At 70.6% G+C, this 18,274-nt stretch carries 15 protein-coding genes and 1 other RNA gene; 11 read left to right on the top strand and 5 right to left on the bottom strand.

Translation table 11 applies throughout. The annotated features are described in order from the left end of the window. Positions 1–11: 11 nt before the first annotated feature. On the bottom strand, positions 12–1,145 hold the full coding sequence (locus F5972_RS01180; RefSeq protein WP_150930198.1) for a hypothetical protein: 1,134 nt from the start codon (positions 1,143–1,145) through the stop codon (positions 12–14). 83 nt (positions 1,146–1,228) lie between these two features. Between F5972_RS01180 and prfB the strand changes: the two genes are divergently transcribed. Next, on the top strand, positions 1,229–2,347 hold the full coding sequence (gene prfB / locus F5972_RS01175) for a peptide chain release factor 2 (RefSeq protein WP_150930196.1): 1,119 nt from the start codon (positions 1,229–1,231) through the stop codon (positions 2,345–2,347). A 12-nt stretch (positions 2,348–2,359) separates the two neighbouring features. Here prfB and F5972_RS01170 read toward each other — a convergent pair whose 3' ends face one another. Next, on the bottom strand, positions 2,360–2,551 hold the full coding sequence (locus tag F5972_RS01170; RefSeq protein ID WP_150930194.1) for a hypothetical protein: 192 nt from the start codon (positions 2,549–2,551) through the stop codon (positions 2,360–2,362). 179 nt (positions 2,552–2,730) lie between these two features. Here F5972_RS01170 and ftsE point away from each other — a divergent pair, with 179 nt between their 5' ends. From ftsE to F5972_RS01130, 7 genes are all read left to right on the top strand, one after another. Continuing rightward, positions 2,731–3,420, top strand: a complete 690-nt coding sequence (gene ftsE, locus F5972_RS01165; protein ID WP_111699428.1) for a cell division ATP-binding protein FtsE — start codon at positions 2,731–2,733, stop codon at positions 3,418–3,420. A gap of 14 nt (positions 3,421–3,434) precedes the next feature. After that, positions 3,435–4,334, top strand: coding sequence for a permease-like cell division protein FtsX (ftsX, locus tag F5972_RS01160; RefSeq protein WP_150930192.1), 900 nt, complete (start codon positions 3,435–3,437; stop codon positions 4,332–4,334). Between the two features lie 66 nt (positions 4,335–4,400). Continuing rightward, positions 4,401–4,883, top strand: coding sequence for an SsrA-binding protein SmpB (smpB, locus tag F5972_RS01155; RefSeq protein WP_150930189.1), 483 nt, complete (start codon positions 4,401–4,403; stop codon positions 4,881–4,883). 3 nt (positions 4,884–4,886) lie between these two features. After that, a complete protein-coding gene (locus tag F5972_RS01150) occupies positions 4,887–6,770 on the top strand; it encodes a penicillin-binding transpeptidase domain-containing protein (protein WP_150930187.1) in 1,884 nt (627 codons plus the stop codon). A gap of 393 nt (positions 6,771–7,163) precedes the next feature. Next, positions 7,164–7,551, top strand: a transfer-messenger RNA (tmRNA) gene (ssrA, locus tag F5972_RS01145). 177 nt (positions 7,552–7,728) lie between these two features. Next, positions 7,729–9,849 carry an NACHT domain-containing protein gene (locus tag F5972_RS01140; protein WP_191909886.1) on the top strand — a complete coding sequence of 707 codons (2,121 nt, stop codon included), beginning with the start codon at positions 7,729–7,731 and terminating at the stop codon, positions 9,847–9,849. Between the two features lie 138 nt (positions 9,850–9,987). Beyond that, positions 9,988–10,521 (top strand): IS5 family transposase, encoded by a 534-nt coding sequence (locus F5972_RS01130; protein ID WP_404803024.1) that lies wholly within the window; start codon positions 9,988–9,990, stop codon positions 10,519–10,521. Between the two features lie 111 nt (positions 10,522–10,632). On the opposite strand, the gene F5972_RS01125 is transcribed toward F5972_RS01130, so the two are convergent. Then, positions 10,633–10,971 (bottom strand): VOC family protein, encoded by a 339-nt coding sequence (locus tag F5972_RS01125; protein ID WP_225311077.1) that lies wholly within the window; start codon positions 10,969–10,971, stop codon positions 10,633–10,635. Positions 10,972–11,169: 198 nt separating this feature from the next. On the opposite strand from F5972_RS01125, the gene F5972_RS01120 reads away from it, so the two are divergent. Further along, positions 11,170–11,805 carry a GntR family transcriptional regulator gene (locus F5972_RS01120; RefSeq protein WP_150930181.1) on the top strand — a complete coding sequence of 212 codons (636 nt, stop codon included), beginning with the start codon at positions 11,170–11,172 and terminating at the stop codon, positions 11,803–11,805. On the opposite strand, the gene F5972_RS01115 is transcribed toward F5972_RS01120, so the two are convergent. Next, positions 11,778–12,821 carry an adenosine deaminase gene (locus tag F5972_RS01115; protein ID WP_225311076.1) on the bottom strand — a complete coding sequence of 348 codons (1,044 nt, stop codon included), beginning with the start codon at positions 12,819–12,821 and terminating at the stop codon, positions 11,778–11,780. The genes F5972_RS01120 and F5972_RS01115 overlap by 28 nt on opposite strands. Positions 12,822–12,912: 91 nt before the next feature. After that, positions 12,913–13,995: a S1C family serine protease gene (locus F5972_RS01110; protein WP_150930180.1), complete on the bottom strand. Its 1,083-nt coding sequence runs from the start codon at positions 13,993–13,995 to the stop codon at positions 12,913–12,915. Positions 13,996–14,131: 136 nt separating this feature from the next. Here F5972_RS01110 and F5972_RS01105 point away from each other — a divergent pair, with 136 nt between their 5' ends. Both F5972_RS01105 and F5972_RS01100 read left to right on the top strand, forming a co-directional pair. Continuing rightward, on the top strand, positions 14,132–16,375 hold the full coding sequence (locus F5972_RS01105; protein ID WP_150930178.1) for an acyl-CoA dehydrogenase: 2,244 nt from the start codon (positions 14,132–14,134) through the stop codon (positions 16,373–16,375). Between the two features lie 27 nt (positions 16,376–16,402). Next, the gene (locus F5972_RS01100; RefSeq protein WP_191909884.1) at positions 16,403–18,274 is read left to right on the top strand and encodes a hypothetical protein; all 1,872 of its coding nucleotides are present in this window, start codon (positions 16,403–16,405) and stop codon (positions 18,272–18,274) included.

Raw genomic sequence — 18,274 nt, 5'->3', positions numbered from 1 at the left:
AGCCGCTCCTCTCAGCGGTTGAAGCCGCCGGTGACGAGGCCCTGGTAACCGACGACGTGCACGGGCGCGGTGGACGCCTTGGGCGGCACCGCGCTCACGTACTGCTGGGTCTCGACGATCTGCCGCTTCTGGTGGATGAAGAGGTCCTTCGTCGGGCTCAGCAGCCATCGGGCGGCGGCGGGGACCGCCAGCGGGCGGCCCTCGCCGCACTTGATCCCCTGACCCTGGCCCGGCTGGGCGCTGGTGATCCACGAGGACGTCCGGATCAGCGTGTACATCGTCAGCGCGCCGCCGTCCCGGGCGCGCAGCGCGAAAATCGGATAGTTCGGCGTGGAGGCGAAGATCGACTCGTACGCCATGCAGTCGTCGTTCTTCAGCTGCGCCTTGGTCCTGCTGATCTGGTCGTAGAAGCCGGTGGTCTGAGGGCCGGGGGCGATCAGCCCGGAGGCGTACCCCTTGGGGCCCTCCTCGGCGACCGTCGCGTGCAGCGGGCCCATCAGGTTGGGGCTGATCGCCACCGACGAGTCGCGCGAGCCGAGGGAGGTGGCGTACCCCTCCGCGTCGAGTTCGACCGCGGGCGGTTTCTCGCCGGAGTTGAGCAGCGACGCGAAGCTGTTGCGCCACGGGCCGTCCTGACCCTGCCGGACGAAGACGAACACGCCGATGCGGGGGCCGCCCTGCTTGCCGTCCTGCCCGCCGTGCCGTTCGGCGGTGGCCGCGAACCACTGGGCCGCGCCGCTCTGCCGGGGCACGAGCACCGTGCGGTGGTCCCACCGGTAGCGGACCGGCCGCCGGCCGCCCTGCGTACGGATCTCGGCGATCGTGATCGGGCGCTGGCCGTCCTGGGTGAGCTGGTACACCCAGCGGTCGGCGTGGGCCGCCCTGAGCACCTCGTCGGTCTCCAGGAACGTGTCGAGCGCCCGCGAGGCGTCCTTCAGGGTCAGGGCGGGCGGGCTCGGCGACGCGGAGGGCGAGGGGGACGGCGCCGGGCTCGCGCCCTGCCAACCGCCCTGCCCGCCATGCCCGTCGCCCGGCATGGTGGAGACGGCCGCGGCCGGGGCCCGCGGCGGCTCCCCGCCCGAGCAGGCGAGGACCGTGGACGCCAGGAGGGCGAGAGCCAGCGCACTCCGAACGACCCCGTTCACGCCAGCCTCCCGATGCGATCGATGCACATGCTATCGAGGCGCGCTGCCTGACAGGGTCTCCGGTTCGCGTACCCTTTACAGACGTGGCAGTCATCGATCCAGCCGAAGAGATCAACGAGCTTGGCGGCACGCTGAGAGGCATCCAGGACGTGCTCGACCTCGACGCCCTGCGCAAGCAGATCGCCGAGTTGGAGGAGCAGGCTGCCGCGCCCGACCTGTGGAACGACCCGGACCAGGCGCAGCGCGTCACCAGCCGGCTCTCCCACATCCAGGCCGAGGTGAACCGCGTCGACGGCCTGAGCCGGCGCCTGGAGGACCTCCCGGTCCTGTTCGAGCTCGCGGCCGAGGAGGGCGACGAGGACGCGCTGGCCGAAGCCGAGAAGGAGCTCGCCGCGCTCCGGGCCGAGGTCGGCGCGCTGGAGGTGCGCACGCTCCTGGCGGGCGAGTACGACGCCCGCGAGGCCCTGGTGACCATCAACTCCCAGGCGGGCGGCGTCGACGCGGCCGACTGGGCCCAGATGCTGCTGCGGATGTACCTGCGGTGGTCGGAGCGCAAGGGCTACCCGGCGGAGGTCTACGAGACCTCCTACGCCGAGGAGGCCGGCATCAAGTCGGCGACCTTCGCGGTCAAGGCCCCCTACGCGTACGGCACGCTCAGGGGCGAGCACGGCACCCACCGGCTGGTCCGGATCAGCCCGTTCGACAACCAGGGCCGCCGGCAGACCTCCTTCGCGGGCGTGGACGTCGTTCCGGTGGTCGAGCAGACCGACCACATCGACATCAACGAGGACGACCTGCGCATCGACGTCTACCGGTCGTCCGGGCCGGGCGGCCAGGGCGTGAACACGACCGACTCGGCGGTGCGGATCACCCATCTCCCGACCGGGATCGTGGTCTCCTGCCAGAACGAGCGGTCCCAGCTGCAGAACCGCGCGACGGCGATGGCCGTCCTCTCGGCCAAGCTGCTGGAGCGCAAGCGCCAGGAGGAGGCCGCGGCGATGAACGAGCTGCGCGGTGAGTCGACGACGTCATGGGGCACGCAGATCCGCAACTACGTGCTGCACCCGTACCAGATCGTGAAGGACCTGCGCACGGGCGTGGAGGCGGGCAACCCCTCCGCCGTGCTGGACGGCGACCTCGACGAGTTCATCGAGGGCGAGATCCGCTGGATGCGCCGCCAGGAAGCCGGCGACGCCCAGTAGAAACCGGCGGTCTCAGTAGCCGCTGACGTGTCCGACCGTCGCGACCAGGGCCACGACGAGGAGCACGATCAACGTGATGGTCAGGGGCGTCAGCCCCAGGAATCCGTGGTTGTGCAACTTGGCGCGGCCTTCGCGGCAGACGGGGCAGCGGCCCTCCACCACGGGGCCCGCGCACGCGGCGCAGATCAGATGTTCGCAGCTCATAGCAGCTTTACCGGCCCATCGCTCGAGGGCTAATCGTTTTGTTTCCGTTATGGACGTTCCATGCCAGTGTTACCCCTAGACTGGCCTTCGGCCAAACGGAACGTCGATCGACAGCAAAGTGACCGGCGACCCCCGCACCGGCCGTCCCACCCCCTAGACTGGCTAGCCGTGATGCGCCCGTGATCCATTTCGATAATGTCACCAAGGTCTACGCGAACCAAAACCGGCCCGCCCTCGACCACGTGAGCGTGGATGTCGACAAGGGCGAGTTCGTGTTCCTGGTCGGTCCGTCAGGCTCGGGGAAGTCCACCTTCCTCCGGCTGGTCCTGAAGGAGGAGCGGCCCAACTCCGGCTCGATCCACGTGGCCGGCAAGGATCTGGCGAAGTTGTCCAACTTCAAGGTGCCGCACCTGCGCCGCCGCATCGGCTGCGTGTTCCAGGACTTCCGGCTGCTGCCGAACAAGAACGTCTATGAGAACGTGGCGTTCGCCCTGGAGGTCATCGGCAAGCCGCGCCGGTTCATCCGCAAGGTCGTGCCGGAGGTCATCGAGCTCGTCGGCCTGGAGGGCAAGGCCCACCGGATGCCGGAGGAGCTGTCCGGCGGCGAGCAGCAGCGGGTCGCGATGGCCCGCGCGTTCGTCAACCGGCCGATGATCCTGCTCGCGGACGAGCCCACCGGAAACATCGACCCCGCCACGAGCATCGGCATCATGAAGGTGCTCGACCGAATCAACAGGACCGGCACGACCGTCCTCATGGCGACGCACGACGCCGCGATCGTCGACTCCATGCGCAAGCGCGTGGTCGAGCTCGAGGACGGCAAGATCGTCCGAGACCAGTCGCGCGGCGTGTACGGCCAGGCGTATTAGGAGTAACTGGGACCATGCGGGCCAACTTCATCTTTTCCGAGGTCTGGATCGGCCTTCGGCGCAATCTCACGATGACCATCGCGGTGATCGTGACCGTCGCCGTCGGCATGGCGCTGCTGGGCGTCGGACTGATGATCAACTCTCAGGTCTCGAAGCTCACCGGCTTCTGGAGCGACAAGGTCGAGCTGTCGGTCTACCTGTGTGTGAAGGGCTCGCCCTTCGACGCGTGCAAGAACAAGGGCGCGGTCACGCAGGAGGAGAAGGGCAACCTGGAGCAGACCATCCGGGGCCTGCCCGAGGTCGAGTCGGTGAAGTTCGAGACTCAGGCCGAGGCGTACAAGAACTGGCAGAACACCGAGAACAACACCCTGCTGCTGTCGGTGACCAAGGTCGAGGACATGCCGGAGTCCTTCCGGGTGAAGCTCAAGGACCCGGAGAAGGCGACGGTCGTCGCGAGCAACCTCAAGGGGCAGCCCGGCGTCTCCAACGTCGTCAACGAACGCGACCTGCTGCAGTCGGTCTTCGGCTTCATGGACACCCTGCGCAACATGGCGCTCGGCATCGCGATCCTGATGGTCTTCGCGGCCACCCTGCTGATCGGCAACACCGTGCGGCTGTCGGCGTACAACCGCCGCAGGGAGACCGGGATCATGCGGCTGGTCGGCGCGTCCAACATCTACATCCAGCTGCCCTTCGTGATGGAGGGGCTGATCGCGGGCCTGATCGGCGGCGTCCTTTCCGGCGTCCTGCTGATCCTCGTCAAGATCTTCATCTTCGAGGAGATCCAGACGTACATGGTGGCACCCCTCGGCTGGGACACCGTCGCCGGCGTGATCACCGGCACCATGGCCATCGGCGTGCTGATCTGTGTCTTCGCCTCGTTCGTCACGCTGCGCCGCTACCTGCGGGTGTGAGTTCCGCGCACCGCGTAGCCCGTCGTAGCTCGTTTTCGCCCTTCGCGGCGACGGTAGGCTCCCCTTATGCCACGTGAGACCGGGCGCAAGCTCATCGCCCAGAACAAGCGTGCCAGGCACGACTTCTTCATCGAGGACACCTACGAGGCCGGGCTCGTGCTGACCGGCACCGAGGTCAAGTCCCTGCGGGCGGGTAAGGCCAACCTGACCGACGGCTACGCCTCGGTAGAGGGCGGCGAGGTCTGGCTGATCAACGTGTACATCCCGGAGTACAGCCAGGGGACCTGGACCAACCACGCCGCCCGGCGCACCCGCAAGCTCCTGCTGAACCGCAAGGAGATCGGCAAGCTGGACGCGACGCTCAAGGAGAAGGGCCTCACCCTGATCCCGCTGTCGATGTACTTCAAGGACGGCCGGGCGAAGATCGAGATCGGCATCGCCCGGGGCAAGAAGGACTACGACAAGCGCCAGACGCTGATGGAGAAGCAGGCCACCCGGGAGATGTCGCGGGCGATGTCCAACGCGGTCCGCCGCCGGGGGGGCCGCTAGACCGTGCGCGCCAGAGTGGTACGGGCCGCGCTCGCCCTGGGGTTGACCGCGCCCTTGCTCACCGGCTGTTTCGAGGAGCCGTCGCCCCACGAGGCGGTGCGCGACTTCCTCGTCGGCTGGCAGACCGGGGACTACGCGGCCGCCGCGCGGCGGGCCGACGGCGACCAGGCGGCCGTACGGAAGGCGCTGGAGGACGCCCGCCTCCAGCTCGACGCCGCCTCCATCCGCTTCTCCCTCAAGGGGATCAGCCTGGACGACGAGACCGCGCGGGCCGCCTTCCACGCCGAGGTGGATCTCGGGGAGAACAACCCCCTCTGGCAGTACGACGGCGCCCTGCCGATGCACCTGGTCGGCGGGCAGTGGAAGGTGCGGTGGTCGCCGAGCGTCATCCACCCGGACCTGCACGCCGGGCAGCGTCTCGCGGTCGCCACGGTCCCCAAGGGCCGCAGGCCCATCCTCGACCGCGCGGGCAACCCCCTGCAGGACGAGACGATGCTGCACGTCGCGGGGGTCACCCCGGCCGAGGTCAAGGACCCCGCCCACCTGTGCGAGCAGCTGTCGAAGATCACCGGGTTCGCCCAGGACCGGCTGCTGAGCCGCGTCCTGTCGTCGCCGCCGCAGGACTTCGTCCCGCTCGCGACGTTCGGCCGGACGAAGTTCGCCCAGCTCAAGTCGAAGCTCGAGGCCATCGGCGGGTTGCGGTTCGAGATCGACAACGCGCCGGTGGCCCCCAAGTCGCCGACGCAGATCGTCGGGGTCGTCACGGCCATCACCCCGGAGGCGGAGCAGCGGCTCGGCGGGCCGCAGCGGGCCGGCGACACCCTCGGCCGGGACGGCCTGCAGAAGGCCTACCAGGACCAGCTCACCGGCTCCACCGAGACCCGGGTCGTCGTGCTGGACAACGCCACCGGGCGGCAGGTCAAGGAGCTCAAGGCGTGGCCCGGGCGGGAGAACGAGCCGGTCCGCACCACGATCGACAGCCGCCTGCAGAGCGCCGGCGACGCCGCCGTCGCGGGGTCACGCCCGGCCGCTCTCGTCGCCGTCAAGGCGTCCACCGGCGAGGTGCTCGCCGTCTCCACCAACCAGCTCCACCAGGAGGGGGACGCGCTCGCGGGCAAGTACGCGGCCGGTACCACCTTCTCGATCATCGCGACCGAAGGGCTGCTCAGGGCGGGCCTCGACCCCAAGCAGAAGGTGCCGTGCAGCTCCGACCGGACGGTCGGCGGGGCGCGCTTCCAGCAGCCCGGTGTGGACGGCGTGACGGTGCCGAGCTTCCAGACCGACTTCGCCCAGGGCTGCGTCACCGCGCTCGCGTCGCTGGCCCGCCGGATCAACGGCCAGGCGATCAGCCGCAGCGCGCAGCAGTTCGGGATCGGCTCCGGCTGGAAGCTGCCGCTGCGGACCTTCAGCGGGTCGGTGCCCGCCGCCCAGGGCGACGCCGCGGTCGCGAAGATCATCGCTGGGCAGGGCGCCAAGGTGAGCCCGCTCGCGATGGCCCTGGTCGCGGGAGCCGTCAAGTCCGGCACCTGGCGCCCGCCGACACTGGTCACCTCGCCGGCCGCCCCCGACCCGGTGGCGGAGGAGGCGGGCGGGTCCCCCGCGGTCGCGCCGACTTCGCTGGACCCGGCGGTCACGGCCAAGCTGCGCACGCTCATGCGGGCCGGCGTCACCTCGGGCGCGGCGGCCCCCGCCACCGCTCCCGGCGAGCCCGTGTACGGGGTGGCGGCCCAGGTGACCCAGGCGGAGAAGAAGGAGCGGACCAGGCTGTCCTGGTTCGTCGGCTGGCAGGGGGACGTGGCGCTCGCCGTACTGGTGAAGAGTGGCGACCAGGGGGCCGCTCCGGCGGTCGCGGGAGGCTTCTTCCGCGGCGCCCAGCCGCAGATCTGAGACAGCGCTGACCTGAGCCAGTGCGGGCCTGAGAAAACGCGGCCTGAGAAAACCGGGGAGCGCGAGCAACCATTGGGGACGTGACCGGCGTCTTCAAGGGTGACTGGGACCCGCTTCGGGGGGTTGCGGGCCCAGTCGCCGTGATGAGGACAGGGCTCCATCTCGGGGGGAGCCCTGCCATCCGGACCGGCTCGACCCTGCCGGTCGGCCCCCGGGGCGCCGCGCTTACGCCGCGCTCCGGGGGCTTCGGCGTCCCGGCGGGTCCCTGTGCGTCCCGGTGGTTCGCGGCGGGTTCCGGTGGGTGGAATCGAAGTCGCGTCGCGGGTGTTGTCATGAGTAAGCTTGTGTTGCCGGGCTCTCGGGTCCGGCTCTCAGCCTGAGAGATCTCGACCAGGGGGTGACCGGTTTCGACTTCGGCATTGCAAGTCAGGGGAAGCGGGTCGGGGACTGCGGACATAACCCCGTCAACACTGTGACCGCGACAATTAAGTGCCAATAAGAAGAGCACTGAGGTGAGCCAGGCTTCCCTGGCTCTCGCCGCCTAAGCAGCAGCGAAAAACCTCTGTCAGCCCGGGAGTGCCTCCGGCCCGGAACTGACATCGCTAGGAGGCTCAACCGTCCGACCCGGTCACGGGGCCGTACGGGAAACCAAACAGTGACTGAGCCCGTCGGCGACACGCCTGTGTGATCGCCGGGGCTGAGAAAAGCGCAACAGGCTGCACCCGGAGAAGTCCTGTCTTGGTGTTGAAGGACGCGGGTTCGATTCCCGCCACCTCCACCGGACGTGAAGGCCCACGCGGCGAGCGGATGCTCGCTCCGTGGGCCTTCGTGTTGTCTGAGGGTCTCCGTGATGGCCGGCCTTGTTTCGGGCGGCCGAATTGCCGCCCGGAGTATCCGGATGGTAACGGTTAGTGCCGATCGGCCGTGCTGTCCGCCGGGAGATCGCCATCATGTGCGGGTGAACCGGCGCAGATCGTGGATCGTGCTCCCTGCCGCCGCGCTCTGCGTGGCCGCGCTGGGCGCGGCCGTCGTCGTGGTGTTCAGAGCCGTGTCCTCGACGGATTCGCCGAACGTCGCCGATGCGGTGGCGGTCGCGCTGGCCGCGATGACCTCCGGGGTGGCGCTGCTGGGATGGGCGCGGAACCGGGCCGCGCCCCGCGTGACCCTTCCCGATCAGGTGTCCGCGGCCAAGGACACGCTCACCGCCCTGGTGCGCGACGCGTGGCGGGGCGAATCGATGATCCGAGGGCTGGAGCCCGACCCGATTCCGGTGGTCTGGCAGCTCACCGACGACACCGGCCTGCTGCATCACCGGCACCTGATCGGCGAGGGGAGGCTGGAAGGCGTCGGCAACGCCGTCGCCGAGCTGGCCAGGGACTTTCTCAAGCTCCGGCGGCGTCGTCTAGTGATCACCGGCGGCCCCGGCTCCGGGAAGACCACCCTGGCCATCCAGCTCCTGCTCGAACTGACAGGGAAGGAGCGCGACCCGTCCGATCCCGTACCGGTGCTGCTGTCGCTGTCGAGCTGGGACCCCGCGGCCGAGGACCTGCACTCATGGCTGACCCGGAGCCTGGAGCGTGGCTATGAGGCCCTGGGCTCGGCGGAGTTCGGCTCCGGGGTCGCCCGCGAACTCGTCAGGGGCGGCCACATCCTGCCCGTCATGGACGGCCTGGACGAGTTGCCCCGCCCGCACCGGGCCGCGATCGTCAGGGCGCTCAACGCCTCTCTGGACGCGGCCGAGTCGTACATCCTCACCAGCCGTACGGAGGAACTGGCCGAGGCCGTCGAGGACGCGAAGCAGCCGTTGCCGTCCGCGGCCGTCATCGCGCCGGCGCCGCTCACCCCGGCCGACGCCGAAGGGTACCTGCGCACCTGCCTGCCGCCGGAGCCCGGCCCGGTCTGGGAGAACGTCCTGGACGGCCTGCGCACCGGAGAGCTGGAAGGGCTGTCACAGCTGACGGCCACCCCTCTTGGCCTGTGGCTCCTGCGTGCCGTCTATATCGATCCCCATGCCGATCCGGCCCCGTTGACCGGGCGGCTGGGGCAGGATCCGGACGAACTGCGGGGCCACCTGTGGGACGGCCTGATCCCGGTGCTTCTCGCCGCCCGTTCGCCCGGTGCGTCGCCGACCGGCCGGACCGGGCCGCCCGAACTGACGCCGAGGCATGGCTGGGACGCCGGCGAGACGCGCCGCCACCTGGGCTACCTGGCCCGTCTGCTCTCCAAGAACGGCACCCGCGACCTGGCCTGGTGGCGCCTGGGCGGGCTGGTGCTCGAAGCCGACGAGCGCAGGCGTACGGCGACCACCGCCTGCCTGGTCGTCGGCGTGATCTTCGGCATGGTCGCCACGTTCGCGGGCGAGATTCATCCGCTGGTCACCCTTCCGGTGGGCCTCGCCGCGGGATTCGGGGTGCTGACGGCCACCCTGCGCGGGTTCACCGGGACACCCGGCCGGGTCAGCGTCGAGTTCCGCGGCAGGGTGCGGGATCTGGCCCGGCAGATCACGATCGTGCTCCTGCTCAGGATCCTGATCGGGATGGTCAGCGTCTCCGGGGCGGCACTCGTCGCGGAGGCGGAGCCCGGACTCGCGATCAAGGCCGGGTTCTGGGCGGGCCTCGCGCTCGGGCCGGGCCTCGTGCTCATCCAGTGGATGCAGCAGCCCACTCCTCTCACGGCGGCGACCACGCCGTACCACGCCTGGCGGGCGAGCCGTACCCTCGCGATCCTGTGCGGCGTGGTGCCGGGAGTCGGGGGCGGGGTGGTCACCGGCCTGGTGGGTGGGCTGGCGAACGGACCCTGGTTCGGGATCAGGCTCGGCGTCCTGTCCGGCGCCTTCCTGGCGCTCGGGCTCGGGCTCACCATGCTCCGTCACAGCGTGTGGCCCGCGTACCTGATCACCGTCCGTCACCTGGCCGAGCAGGGGAAGTGCCCGAAGAACCTGATGGACTTCCTGGACGACGCGCACCGGCTGGGACTGCTGCGGGTGGTCGGTCCGGTCTACCAGTTCCGCCACGCCGACCTGCAGGACCACCTCGCCGCCGGTACCCGGCTGACCGCGCGGCCGCGTCAGGAGGCCTGACCGAGCCGGTCTCGCCTTCTCGATCTCTGTCGGGCCGCACCAGCGTGCACCGGTGGGTCACCTAGGGCGTGTATCGGAAGTAGATCTTAAGGCGGGATGATCTTGTCCCGTGGCACGTGGAGATCTGACGGATACGCAGTGGGCCCGGCTGGAGCCGTTGTTGCCGATGGGCGCGAAGCCGGGCCGGCCGCCGGTCTGGGCCGACGCTCGCGTGGCGGCCTGACCACCAAGCTGCACCTGGCCGTCGAGCAGGGCCAGAAACCCATGTCGATCGTGATCACGGCCGGGCAGCGTGGCGATTCCCCGCAGTTCGAACCCGTACTGAAGAAGATCCGCGTGCGTCGCCTGGGGCTGGGCAGAGCGCGCACCACGCCGAACCGAGTACGCGCCGACAAGGCGTACGCCTCCCGCAAGAACCGCTCCTACCTGCGCAGACGCGGCATCCAGTGCACCATCCCGGACAAGGCCGACCAGGCTCGCAACCGAAGGAAACTTGGCTCCCGCGGTGGCCGTCCACCGAAGTTCGACCCGGAGGACTACAAGGCTCGGAACGCAGTCGAGTGCGGCATCAATCGCCTCAAGAGACACCGCGCCGTGGCCACGAGGTACGACAAACTCGCGGTCAGATACGAGGCAACCGTCCTGGTAGCGGCCATCAACGGGTGGCTGTGACCAGTACATTCGACGCCATGCCCTCTCCGAGGCGGCGAGCAGCTGACAAACAGCTCGCCCAAGCCTGAGCGCTACGGCATCTGACGGGGGATACCTGTCACGCCGACGATGTCAGGAAGACGTCAGGCAGAAGGGGTGGCCAGCCGGATCCAGCAGTACCCGCCAGCGTCCGTCGCCGGGCTGATGGTCCGGTTTGGCCGCGCCGAGTTCCAGCGCCAGCCCTTCCATCGCATCGAGGTCGTCAGCGCGGAAATCCAGGTGGAACTGTTGTGGCACGTCCTGACCCGGCCACTGCGGAGCCCGGTATCCGTCAACCCGCTGGAATCCCAGATCACAGCCGGAGCCGTTCGTCAGAGCGACGAACTCGCTCGTACTGAAGAGCTCGCGCATCCCGGTCAGCGCACCGTAGAAGCCCGCCAGCGTCTGCGGGTCGGCACAGTCCAGAGTCACCCCTCGCAGTACAGCGCCTGGCACCATTCGCTCCTTCGTGTCCGCGCGTCTGTCTCCGTGAGCCGCCGCTGCACGCGATCACCGGCCTACAGCCACACCGTACTCGCCACATCCACCGCTGAGGTAGCGGTTTGTCCCTGCCTCAGAGCAACGGGCGGCTGTGACCGGCGCTTTCGATACACGCCCTAGAGTCGTGACGTGCGTGGGAGGGAGTCCCATGCCAGGAGGCAGGAGGGGCAGCAGGTGGGGGAGCAGTTGGGAGAGCGGGGCGTGGAGCCTGCGGGGGAGCCGCGGGTGGTGGTGCGAAGGTCGCTGCCGTCGCAGCCCGCCGTACGGGCCTCGGCTTCGCTGTTCCTGACCGAGGCGGAGCGGCAGGGGGTGCGGGCCGGTCGCACGATGCTGTACGTCGGGCCGGAGCCCGCGCCGGGGCACGTGGCGGAGGGACTGCGGGTCGAGCCCGGGACGCCGGTGCTGGCCCGGCGCAAGCTGCTGCTCGCCGACGAGGTGCCGGTGCGGGTGGCCACCAGCTTCCTGCGGCTCGACCTGTTCGGGGGGACGGCGCTGGTCGAGCCCGGTTTCCTGCGCCCCAGTCTTCAGGCGTCGATCGAGGCCCTGGGACACCGCTTCGGCCGGGCGGAGGAGCATCTGATCGCCCGGCCACCGGAAGGGGAGGAAGCGGTCACACTCGATCTCGGTCCCGGCGAGTGGGTGGTCCAGATCGTACGGGCCGCCTACTCGGCCGACGATCTCCCGATCCACGTGCTGGAGACCGTCTGCGCGGCCTCTCGCCACATCTTCGAGATCACTCAGGTGAGCGGCGCCGACGAGTTCTGAGCCGCATAGGCGTCGATGTCCCTGAGCAGGGCGCGCTTGCCCGCACCGTCGAGGAAGGACGCCCGGACGGCCGTGCGCGCCAGGTCGGCCACGCCGTCGGCGTCCAGCGAGAGCAGTTCGGCCGCGACGGCGTACTCCCGGTTGAGATCGGTGCCGAACATGGGCGGGTCGTCGGTGTTGACCGTGACCGGCACACCGGCCGCGACCAGCGCGGGCAGCGGGTGCTCCGCCAGGTCGGGCACGGCCCCCGTCCGGACGTTGGAGGTGGGGCAGACATCCAGCGTGATGGTGTTCTCGGCCAGGTGCTCCAGCAGTGCCGGGTCCTGCACGCTGTGGATGCCGTGCTCGATCCGCTCCGCGCCGAGCTCCCGTATGGCGTCCCAGACGCACTGGGCGTCGCTGACCTCGCCGGCGTGCGGCACCGAATGGAGCCCGGCGGCGCGGGCCGCGGCGAAGTGCGGTGCGAACCACGCCCTGGGCACTCCGTTCTCCCCGCCGCCGAGCCCGAAGCTGACCAGGCCGTCCGGCCGCTGGTCCAGCGCGAGGGAGAGCGTCTGGTCCGCGGCCGGGATCCCGAAGTCGCCAGGGATGTCGAAGCACCAGCGCAGCACGATGCCGAAGTCCGTCTCGGCCCGGCGCCTGGCGTCCTCGATCACCTCGCAGAACTCCTCGGGCGCGAAGCCGCGGGCCAGGTGGGGGTACGGGGTGATGGTGAGCTCGGCGTACCGCACCTGCTGGGCGGCCATGTCGCCGCCGACGCCGTGGATGAGCGTCCACAGGTCCTCGGGCTTCCTGATGAGGTCCACGACCTGCAGATAGACCTGGAGGAAATGGGCGAAGTCGCGGAAGTCGTAGAACTTCTCGACCAGGGCGGGATCGGCGGGTACGGGCGTCGAGCCTTCGTAGCGCGCCGCGAGGTCGGCCACGATGTGCGGTGACGCCGCGCCGACGTGGTGAACGTGTAGCTCTGCCTTGGGCAGCCCGGCGATGAACCGGGTCAGTTCGGGGGAGATCACGCCCCGACCGTAACAACCGTATGGAGGCCCGCTCCAAGCGATTTCGCGCTATCTCACACCACTTTGTCAGGATCGCGGCTTTGGTTGCGGCTTATTGTCCGGCGGGCAGTTCGCTGAGGACGGCCGAGACCGTGCTCCTGGTGCCGTCCGGGTGCAGGATCTCGACCCGCGCGCTGTCTCCCGGCCGGAGCGTGGCCATGATCTGCGACAGTGCGGTGGCGGTGGGGGTCCCGGTGCCGTTGACCCGCACGATCACGTCGCCAGGGCGGATGCCCGCCTTGTCCGCGCCGCCTCCGGGGGCCACCGAGCCGACCACCACGCCGATCGGGTCGCCGTTCGCGTCGACCGCGGTGCCGACCCGTACGCCGAGGGCGGCCCGGCGGGTGTTGACGACCCGGCCGTACCGGATGATCTGGCGGGCCACGTCGGTCGCGGTGTCGCTCGGGATCGCGAAGCCGAGGCCGGGCGCGGCGCCCTGCTCGGGATCGACGGCGGCCAGTGTCGGAATGCCGATGACCTGCCCGGACAGGTCGACCAGGGCGCCGCCGCTGTTGCCGGGGTTGATGGGCGCGGAGGTCTGCACGGCGTTGGTGATGGTCGCGGCCCCGCCGCCGGCGTGCCGCTCGCCCGTCACCGTGCGGCCGAGGGCCGACACGATGCCCTCGGTCACGCTGCCGGAGAAGCCGAGGGGGTTGCCCATGGCCAGCACGATCTGCCCGACCTTGAGGTTCGAGGAGCGGCCGAACGTCGCGGGCGTCATCCCGTGGGCGTCCTCCACGCGGATCATCGCGAGGTCGCCCGCCGGATAGCTGCTCACGAGCCGGGCCCTCCTGGACTTGCCGCCGGTCGCCAGCGTCACCCGGAACTCGGTGGCGTTGCCCACGACGTGGGCGTTCGTCAGGATGTGCCCCTCCTTGTCGTAGACGATGCCGGAGCCCAGTGCCTGTCCGGTGGTGATCTGCACGGTCGACGGAAGGACCTTCTTGATGACCTGCTCGTAGGCCGACTCGAGCGCGACCGCCCGCGTGGGCGCGAGCGGGGTGCTCGGCGCCGTCGTCGCCACCGGAGGCGGGGTGGTCCCGGTGCCGGTGGTCCGCGGCGCGCACCCTCCGACGACCAGCGCCGCCACGGTCGTGCCGGCGGCCGTACGGAGGGCCTTCCGTGTGAGCTGCATAGCCCCTGTCTACCTGCGGCGATCGTGGTCGCAAGGCGGCGCGCCGCCGTCAGCGCAGGTCATGACCGGCCCCGAACCCGTCGGCGAATATTCCTCTAGAATATGGTTCTACGCGGCGTCAGGGCTGGAGGATCACATGGGGATCGGGCTGAACGAGGAGCACGAGGCGCTCCGCGAGTCGGTGTCCGGATGGGCCGAGCGGGCCGTTCCCGCCGACGTCGTACGGGGAGTGGTCGACGTCCTCGCCCAGCCGGGAGCCCAGCCGGGCGCGGAGGGGGGCGCGAGTTCGGGCATGGAGGAGCGTCCCGCCTTCTGGCCCGCCCTCGCCGGTCAGGGGCTGCTCGGGCTGCACCTGCCCGAGGAGTACGGCGGCTCCGGCTACGGCCTGCTGGAAGCGGCGGTGGCGATCGAAGCCCTGTCGGAGCGGATGACACCCGGCCCGATGGTGCCCACCATCCTGGCCGGTGCCGCGATCCTCGCCTCCGAGGCGAAGGCGCGGGCGGATCTACTGCCCGGGCTGGCGGACGGTTCCCTGACCGGAGCACTGGCCCTCAACAGTGAGATCGTCGGCGAACGCGAGGAGGGCGGGCTCAGGATCATCGGAACCGCCGCGCACGTCCTCGGCGCCGGGGTCGCCGACGTGCTGGTGGTCCCGGTGACCACGAACACCGGGGAGGAGTGGGTGGCGATCGACGCCGCCCAGGCCACGATCACAGTGGTCCGGCCGCTCGACCTCACCCGCGGCGTGGCCATGGTCGAGGTGTCCGGCCTGGAGGTGCCCGCCGAGCGCGTGCTGACCGGCCTGACCAGGAACGAGGTGCTCGCCACGGCCGCGATCGTCCTCGGCGCGGACGCGGCGGGGGTGGCCGCCTGGTGCGTGGCCGCCGCGGCCGACTATGCGAAGGTGCGGGTGCAGTTCGGCCGGCCGATCGGCCAGTTCCAGGGCGTCAAGCACAAGATCTCTCGCATGTTGGTGGCGCTGGAGCAGGCCCGCGCCACGGTCTGGGACGCCACCCGGGCGATGGGTGCGGAGCGCGACCACGCCGCCGCGATCGCGGCCGTCATGGCGCCCGACGCCGCCGTGCGGTGCGCCAGGGACGCGATCCAGACCTTCGGCGGCATCGGCTACACGTTCGAGCACGACGCGCACCTGTACTACCGCCGCGCGCTGACGATCCGCGCGCTGCTCGGCGCCTCCTCCGAGTGGTCCGATCGGGTGGCCGCGCTGGCGCTGAAGGGCGTCACCCGGGAGATGGAGATCGACCTGCCCGAGGAGTCGCGGCCGTTGCGCGAGGCGATCCGCGAGGAACTGGCCGGGATCGCCGCACTGGAGGGCGCGGAGCAGAAGAGGGCCCTCGCGAAGGCCGGGTTCGTCATGCCGCACCTGCCCCGGCCCTGGGGCCGCGCGGCCTCCCCGCTGGAGCAGGTGCTCATCCACCAGGAGGTCAGGGCGGCCGGGATCAAGCCGCCGCAGATGATCATCGGTGCCTGGGTGGTGCCGTCGCTGGTCACGTACGGCACGCCGGAGCAGCAGGAGCGCTTCCTGGCGCCCACGCTGAGCGGCGAGCTGGTCTGGTGCCAGCTGTTCTCCGAGCCCGAGGCGGGCTCCGACCTCGCCTCGCTGCAGATGAAGGCGGAGAAGGTCGAGGGAGGCTGGCGGCTCAACGGCCAGAAGATCTGGACCTCGGTCGCGCACGTCGCCGAGTGGGGCATCTGCATCGCGAGGTCCGACACATCCAAACCAAAGCACGACGGCATCACCTACTTCGTGGTGGACATGAAGGCGCCCGGTGTCACCGTGCGGCCGCTGAGCGAGATGACCGGGGAGAACCTGTTCAACGAGGTGTTCCTCGACGACGTCTTCGTCCCCGACGGGATGGTCGTCGGCGAGGTGAACAACGGCTGGCGGGTAGCCAGGAACACGTTGTCCAACGAGCGGGTCAGCCTGTCGTCCGGCTCGGGCGGCACCGGGGCGTCGGTGCCCGACCTGCTCGGCCTGGCCGGCCGGCTCGGCCGCGAGCTCACCCCCGCCGAACGGCAGGACCTCGCCGCGGTCGTCTGCGAGGCGCACTCCATCAACGCGCTGTCGCTGCGGGTGACCCTCAGGCAGCTCGCCGGCGAGGAGCCGGGCGCCGACGCCTCGGTGCGCAAGCTGTTGTCCACCGCGCACGCCCAGCACGTGTCGGAGGCCGCGGTCTCCCTGATCGGCCCGGCCGCCGTCACCGCCGCCGACTGGAAGCTCGGCGACGCCGGCTACTGGAACCGGGCCGTGCTCGCCACCCGCGCGATGACGATCTACGGTGGCACGACCGAGGTGCAGCTGAACATCATCGCCGAGCGCCTGCTCGGCCTGCCCCGCGACCCCGAGCCGGGCAGGTAGCCGGCACTGCCGCTAGAACTGGGAGACATGTCTTTCTGGGACGCGGCCGGTCGCCGCTGGCCGATCTGGGGCGGGTTGCTGATCGGCGCGTTCGCCCTCGGCCCGGCGCTCGGGCCCGGGTTCGCGCTGGCCTACGACCTCGTGTTCGTCCCGGAGCCGGTGTTCGGTGCGACGGCCTTCGGGCTGTCCGGCACGCTGCCCCGCGCCGTCCCCAGCGACGCGCTGGTCGCGGCGCTCGGCCTCGTCCTGCCCGGGGCGCTGGTCCAGAAGGCCGTCCTTCTGGGGATCTTCGTGCTGGCCTGCTGCGGGATGGCGGCCCTGACCGAGCGGTGGCCGCTTACGGCGAGGCTGGCCGCCGTGGTCTTCTACACCTGGAACCCCTTCGTCGCCGAACGGCTGCTGCTCGGGCACTGGGCGCTGCTGCTGGGGTACGCGGGGCTGCCCTGGGCCGTACGCGCGGTGTCCGGCGGAGAGAGGCGGGCAGGACAGGAGGCAGGGCGAGGGGTAGCGCGGTGGGCAGGGCGGGGGGCAGAGCGGCGGGCGATCGTGCTGGCGCTGCTGCCGGCGGCGGCCGGCGGCTTCATGGCGATGATCATCACGCTCGTGACCGCCGCGCCCGTCGCCGCGTACGCGCGCGACAAGGCAGGTAACAGGTCGCGTAGCAGGACACTGCGCGTGTTCGCGGTGTCGTGGGTGGCGCTGAGCCTGCCCTGGCTGGTGCCGAGCCTGCTGCGGCCGGGCGGGGTGCCCGGCGACCCGGCGGGCGTCGACGCGTTCGCGGCCCGCGCGGACACGCCGTTTGGAGCGCTCGGCAGCCTCCTCGTGCTGTCGGGGATCTGGAACGCCGAGGCCGTGCCGCCGGGGTACGACGCGACGCTGCCGCAGGTCCTGCGCCTGGCGGCGGCCGTCGTGATGCTGGCGGGCTTCGCCCTGGCCAGAGGGGTCCCGGCGCGGCCGGGCCTGGCGGTGGCGGGGGTGACGGGCTTCGCGGTGGCCGCGCTGGGCGTCACCGAGCCGGGGCGGGCGGCCCTGCGGGTGCTGGTGACGCACTGGGCGGGATTCGCCGTGCTCCGGGACGCCCAGCAGTATGTGGCCCCGCTCGCGTTAATGCAGGCGCTCGGCCTCGGGGCGGTCGCGGCCCGGTTACGCGGTGCGCCGGCGCGCGCGGTGGCAGGGGATGCGGTAAGGGCGCGCGCGGGAACAGCGAGTGCGGTAAGAGCGAGTGCGGTGGTGGCGAGTGCGGTGGCGGCGGGGGCGCCGCTGCTGCTGCTCCCCACACTGGCCCTGGGCGGCATGGGCAGGCTCGCGGCGGTGCCTTATCCACGGGACTTCGACGAGGTACGCGCCCGGGTCGCGGCCGATCCCGTCCCGGGAGACGTGCTGCTGCTGCCGTGGGAGGCGTACCGCGCCTACGACTGGAACGGGAGGCGCTCCGTGCTCGATCCGCTGCCCCGATATCTGCCCCGGCGGGTCGTCTGGAACGACGCGGTCCGGGTGGGGGACGGCGGGGGAGAGGGGGCGGGGGAGACCGTGGTCGGAGCCGAGGACCCCCGTGCCCTGGCGCTGACCCCACTGGTGCGGTCGAGGGCTCCGCTGACCGAGGCGTTGCGAGGGGCCGGGTTCCGCTTCGTCGTGCTCGACGGCGACCAGTCGAACTGGAACGAGTTCCACCCGCGGCTCCGGGGCGCCCGGCCCGTCTACACCGGACGGTACGCCGCGCTGTACGCCATCGACGCACCTGAGCCGACGCCTGAGCAGGCGCCTACCGGGAGTCCGCCTGCCTACGCCGTTATCCTGGCCTGGTTTGTCTCTCTTTCGTCTATCTACTTTATGGTAAGAGAATCTGGTTCTAGTGTCGTCAGGCGTCGATCGTCAGGTGTCGATGAAACGGTCGAGTGA

This window comes from Microbispora cellulosiformans, assembly GCF_008728085.1.
Taxonomy (GTDB): Bacteria; Actinomycetota; Actinomycetes; order Streptosporangiales; family Streptosporangiaceae; genus Microbispora; species Microbispora amethystogenes.
Note: the sequence above shows the minus strand (reverse complement) of the source record. Positions and strands in the feature narration are given on the sequence as shown.

What these genes read in the sequence shown, in the direction of transcription:
- F5972_RS01110 (WP_150930180.1), bottom strand. Translation starts at nt 13,995, where the DNA reads ATGCAGCTCACACGGAAGGCCCTCCGTACGGCCGCCGGCACGACCGTG.
- ftsX (WP_150930192.1), top strand. Translation starts at nt 3,435, where the DNA reads ATGCGGGCCAACTTCATCTTTTCCGAGGTCTGGATCGGCCTTCGGCGC.
- F5972_RS01170 (WP_150930194.1), bottom strand. Translation starts at nt 2,551, where the DNA reads ATGAGCTGCGAACATCTGATCTGCGCCGCGTGCGCGGGCCCCGTGGTG.
- smpB (WP_150930189.1), top strand. Translation starts at nt 4,401, where the DNA reads ATGCCACGTGAGACCGGGCGCAAGCTCATCGCCCAGAACAAGCGTGCC.
- F5972_RS01105 (WP_150930178.1), top strand. Translation starts at nt 14,132, where the DNA reads ATGGGGATCGGGCTGAACGAGGAGCACGAGGCGCTCCGCGAGTCGGTG.
- F5972_RS01100 (WP_191909884.1), top strand. Translation starts at nt 16,403, where the DNA reads ATGTCTTTCTGGGACGCGGCCGGTCGCCGCTGGCCGATCTGGGGCGGG.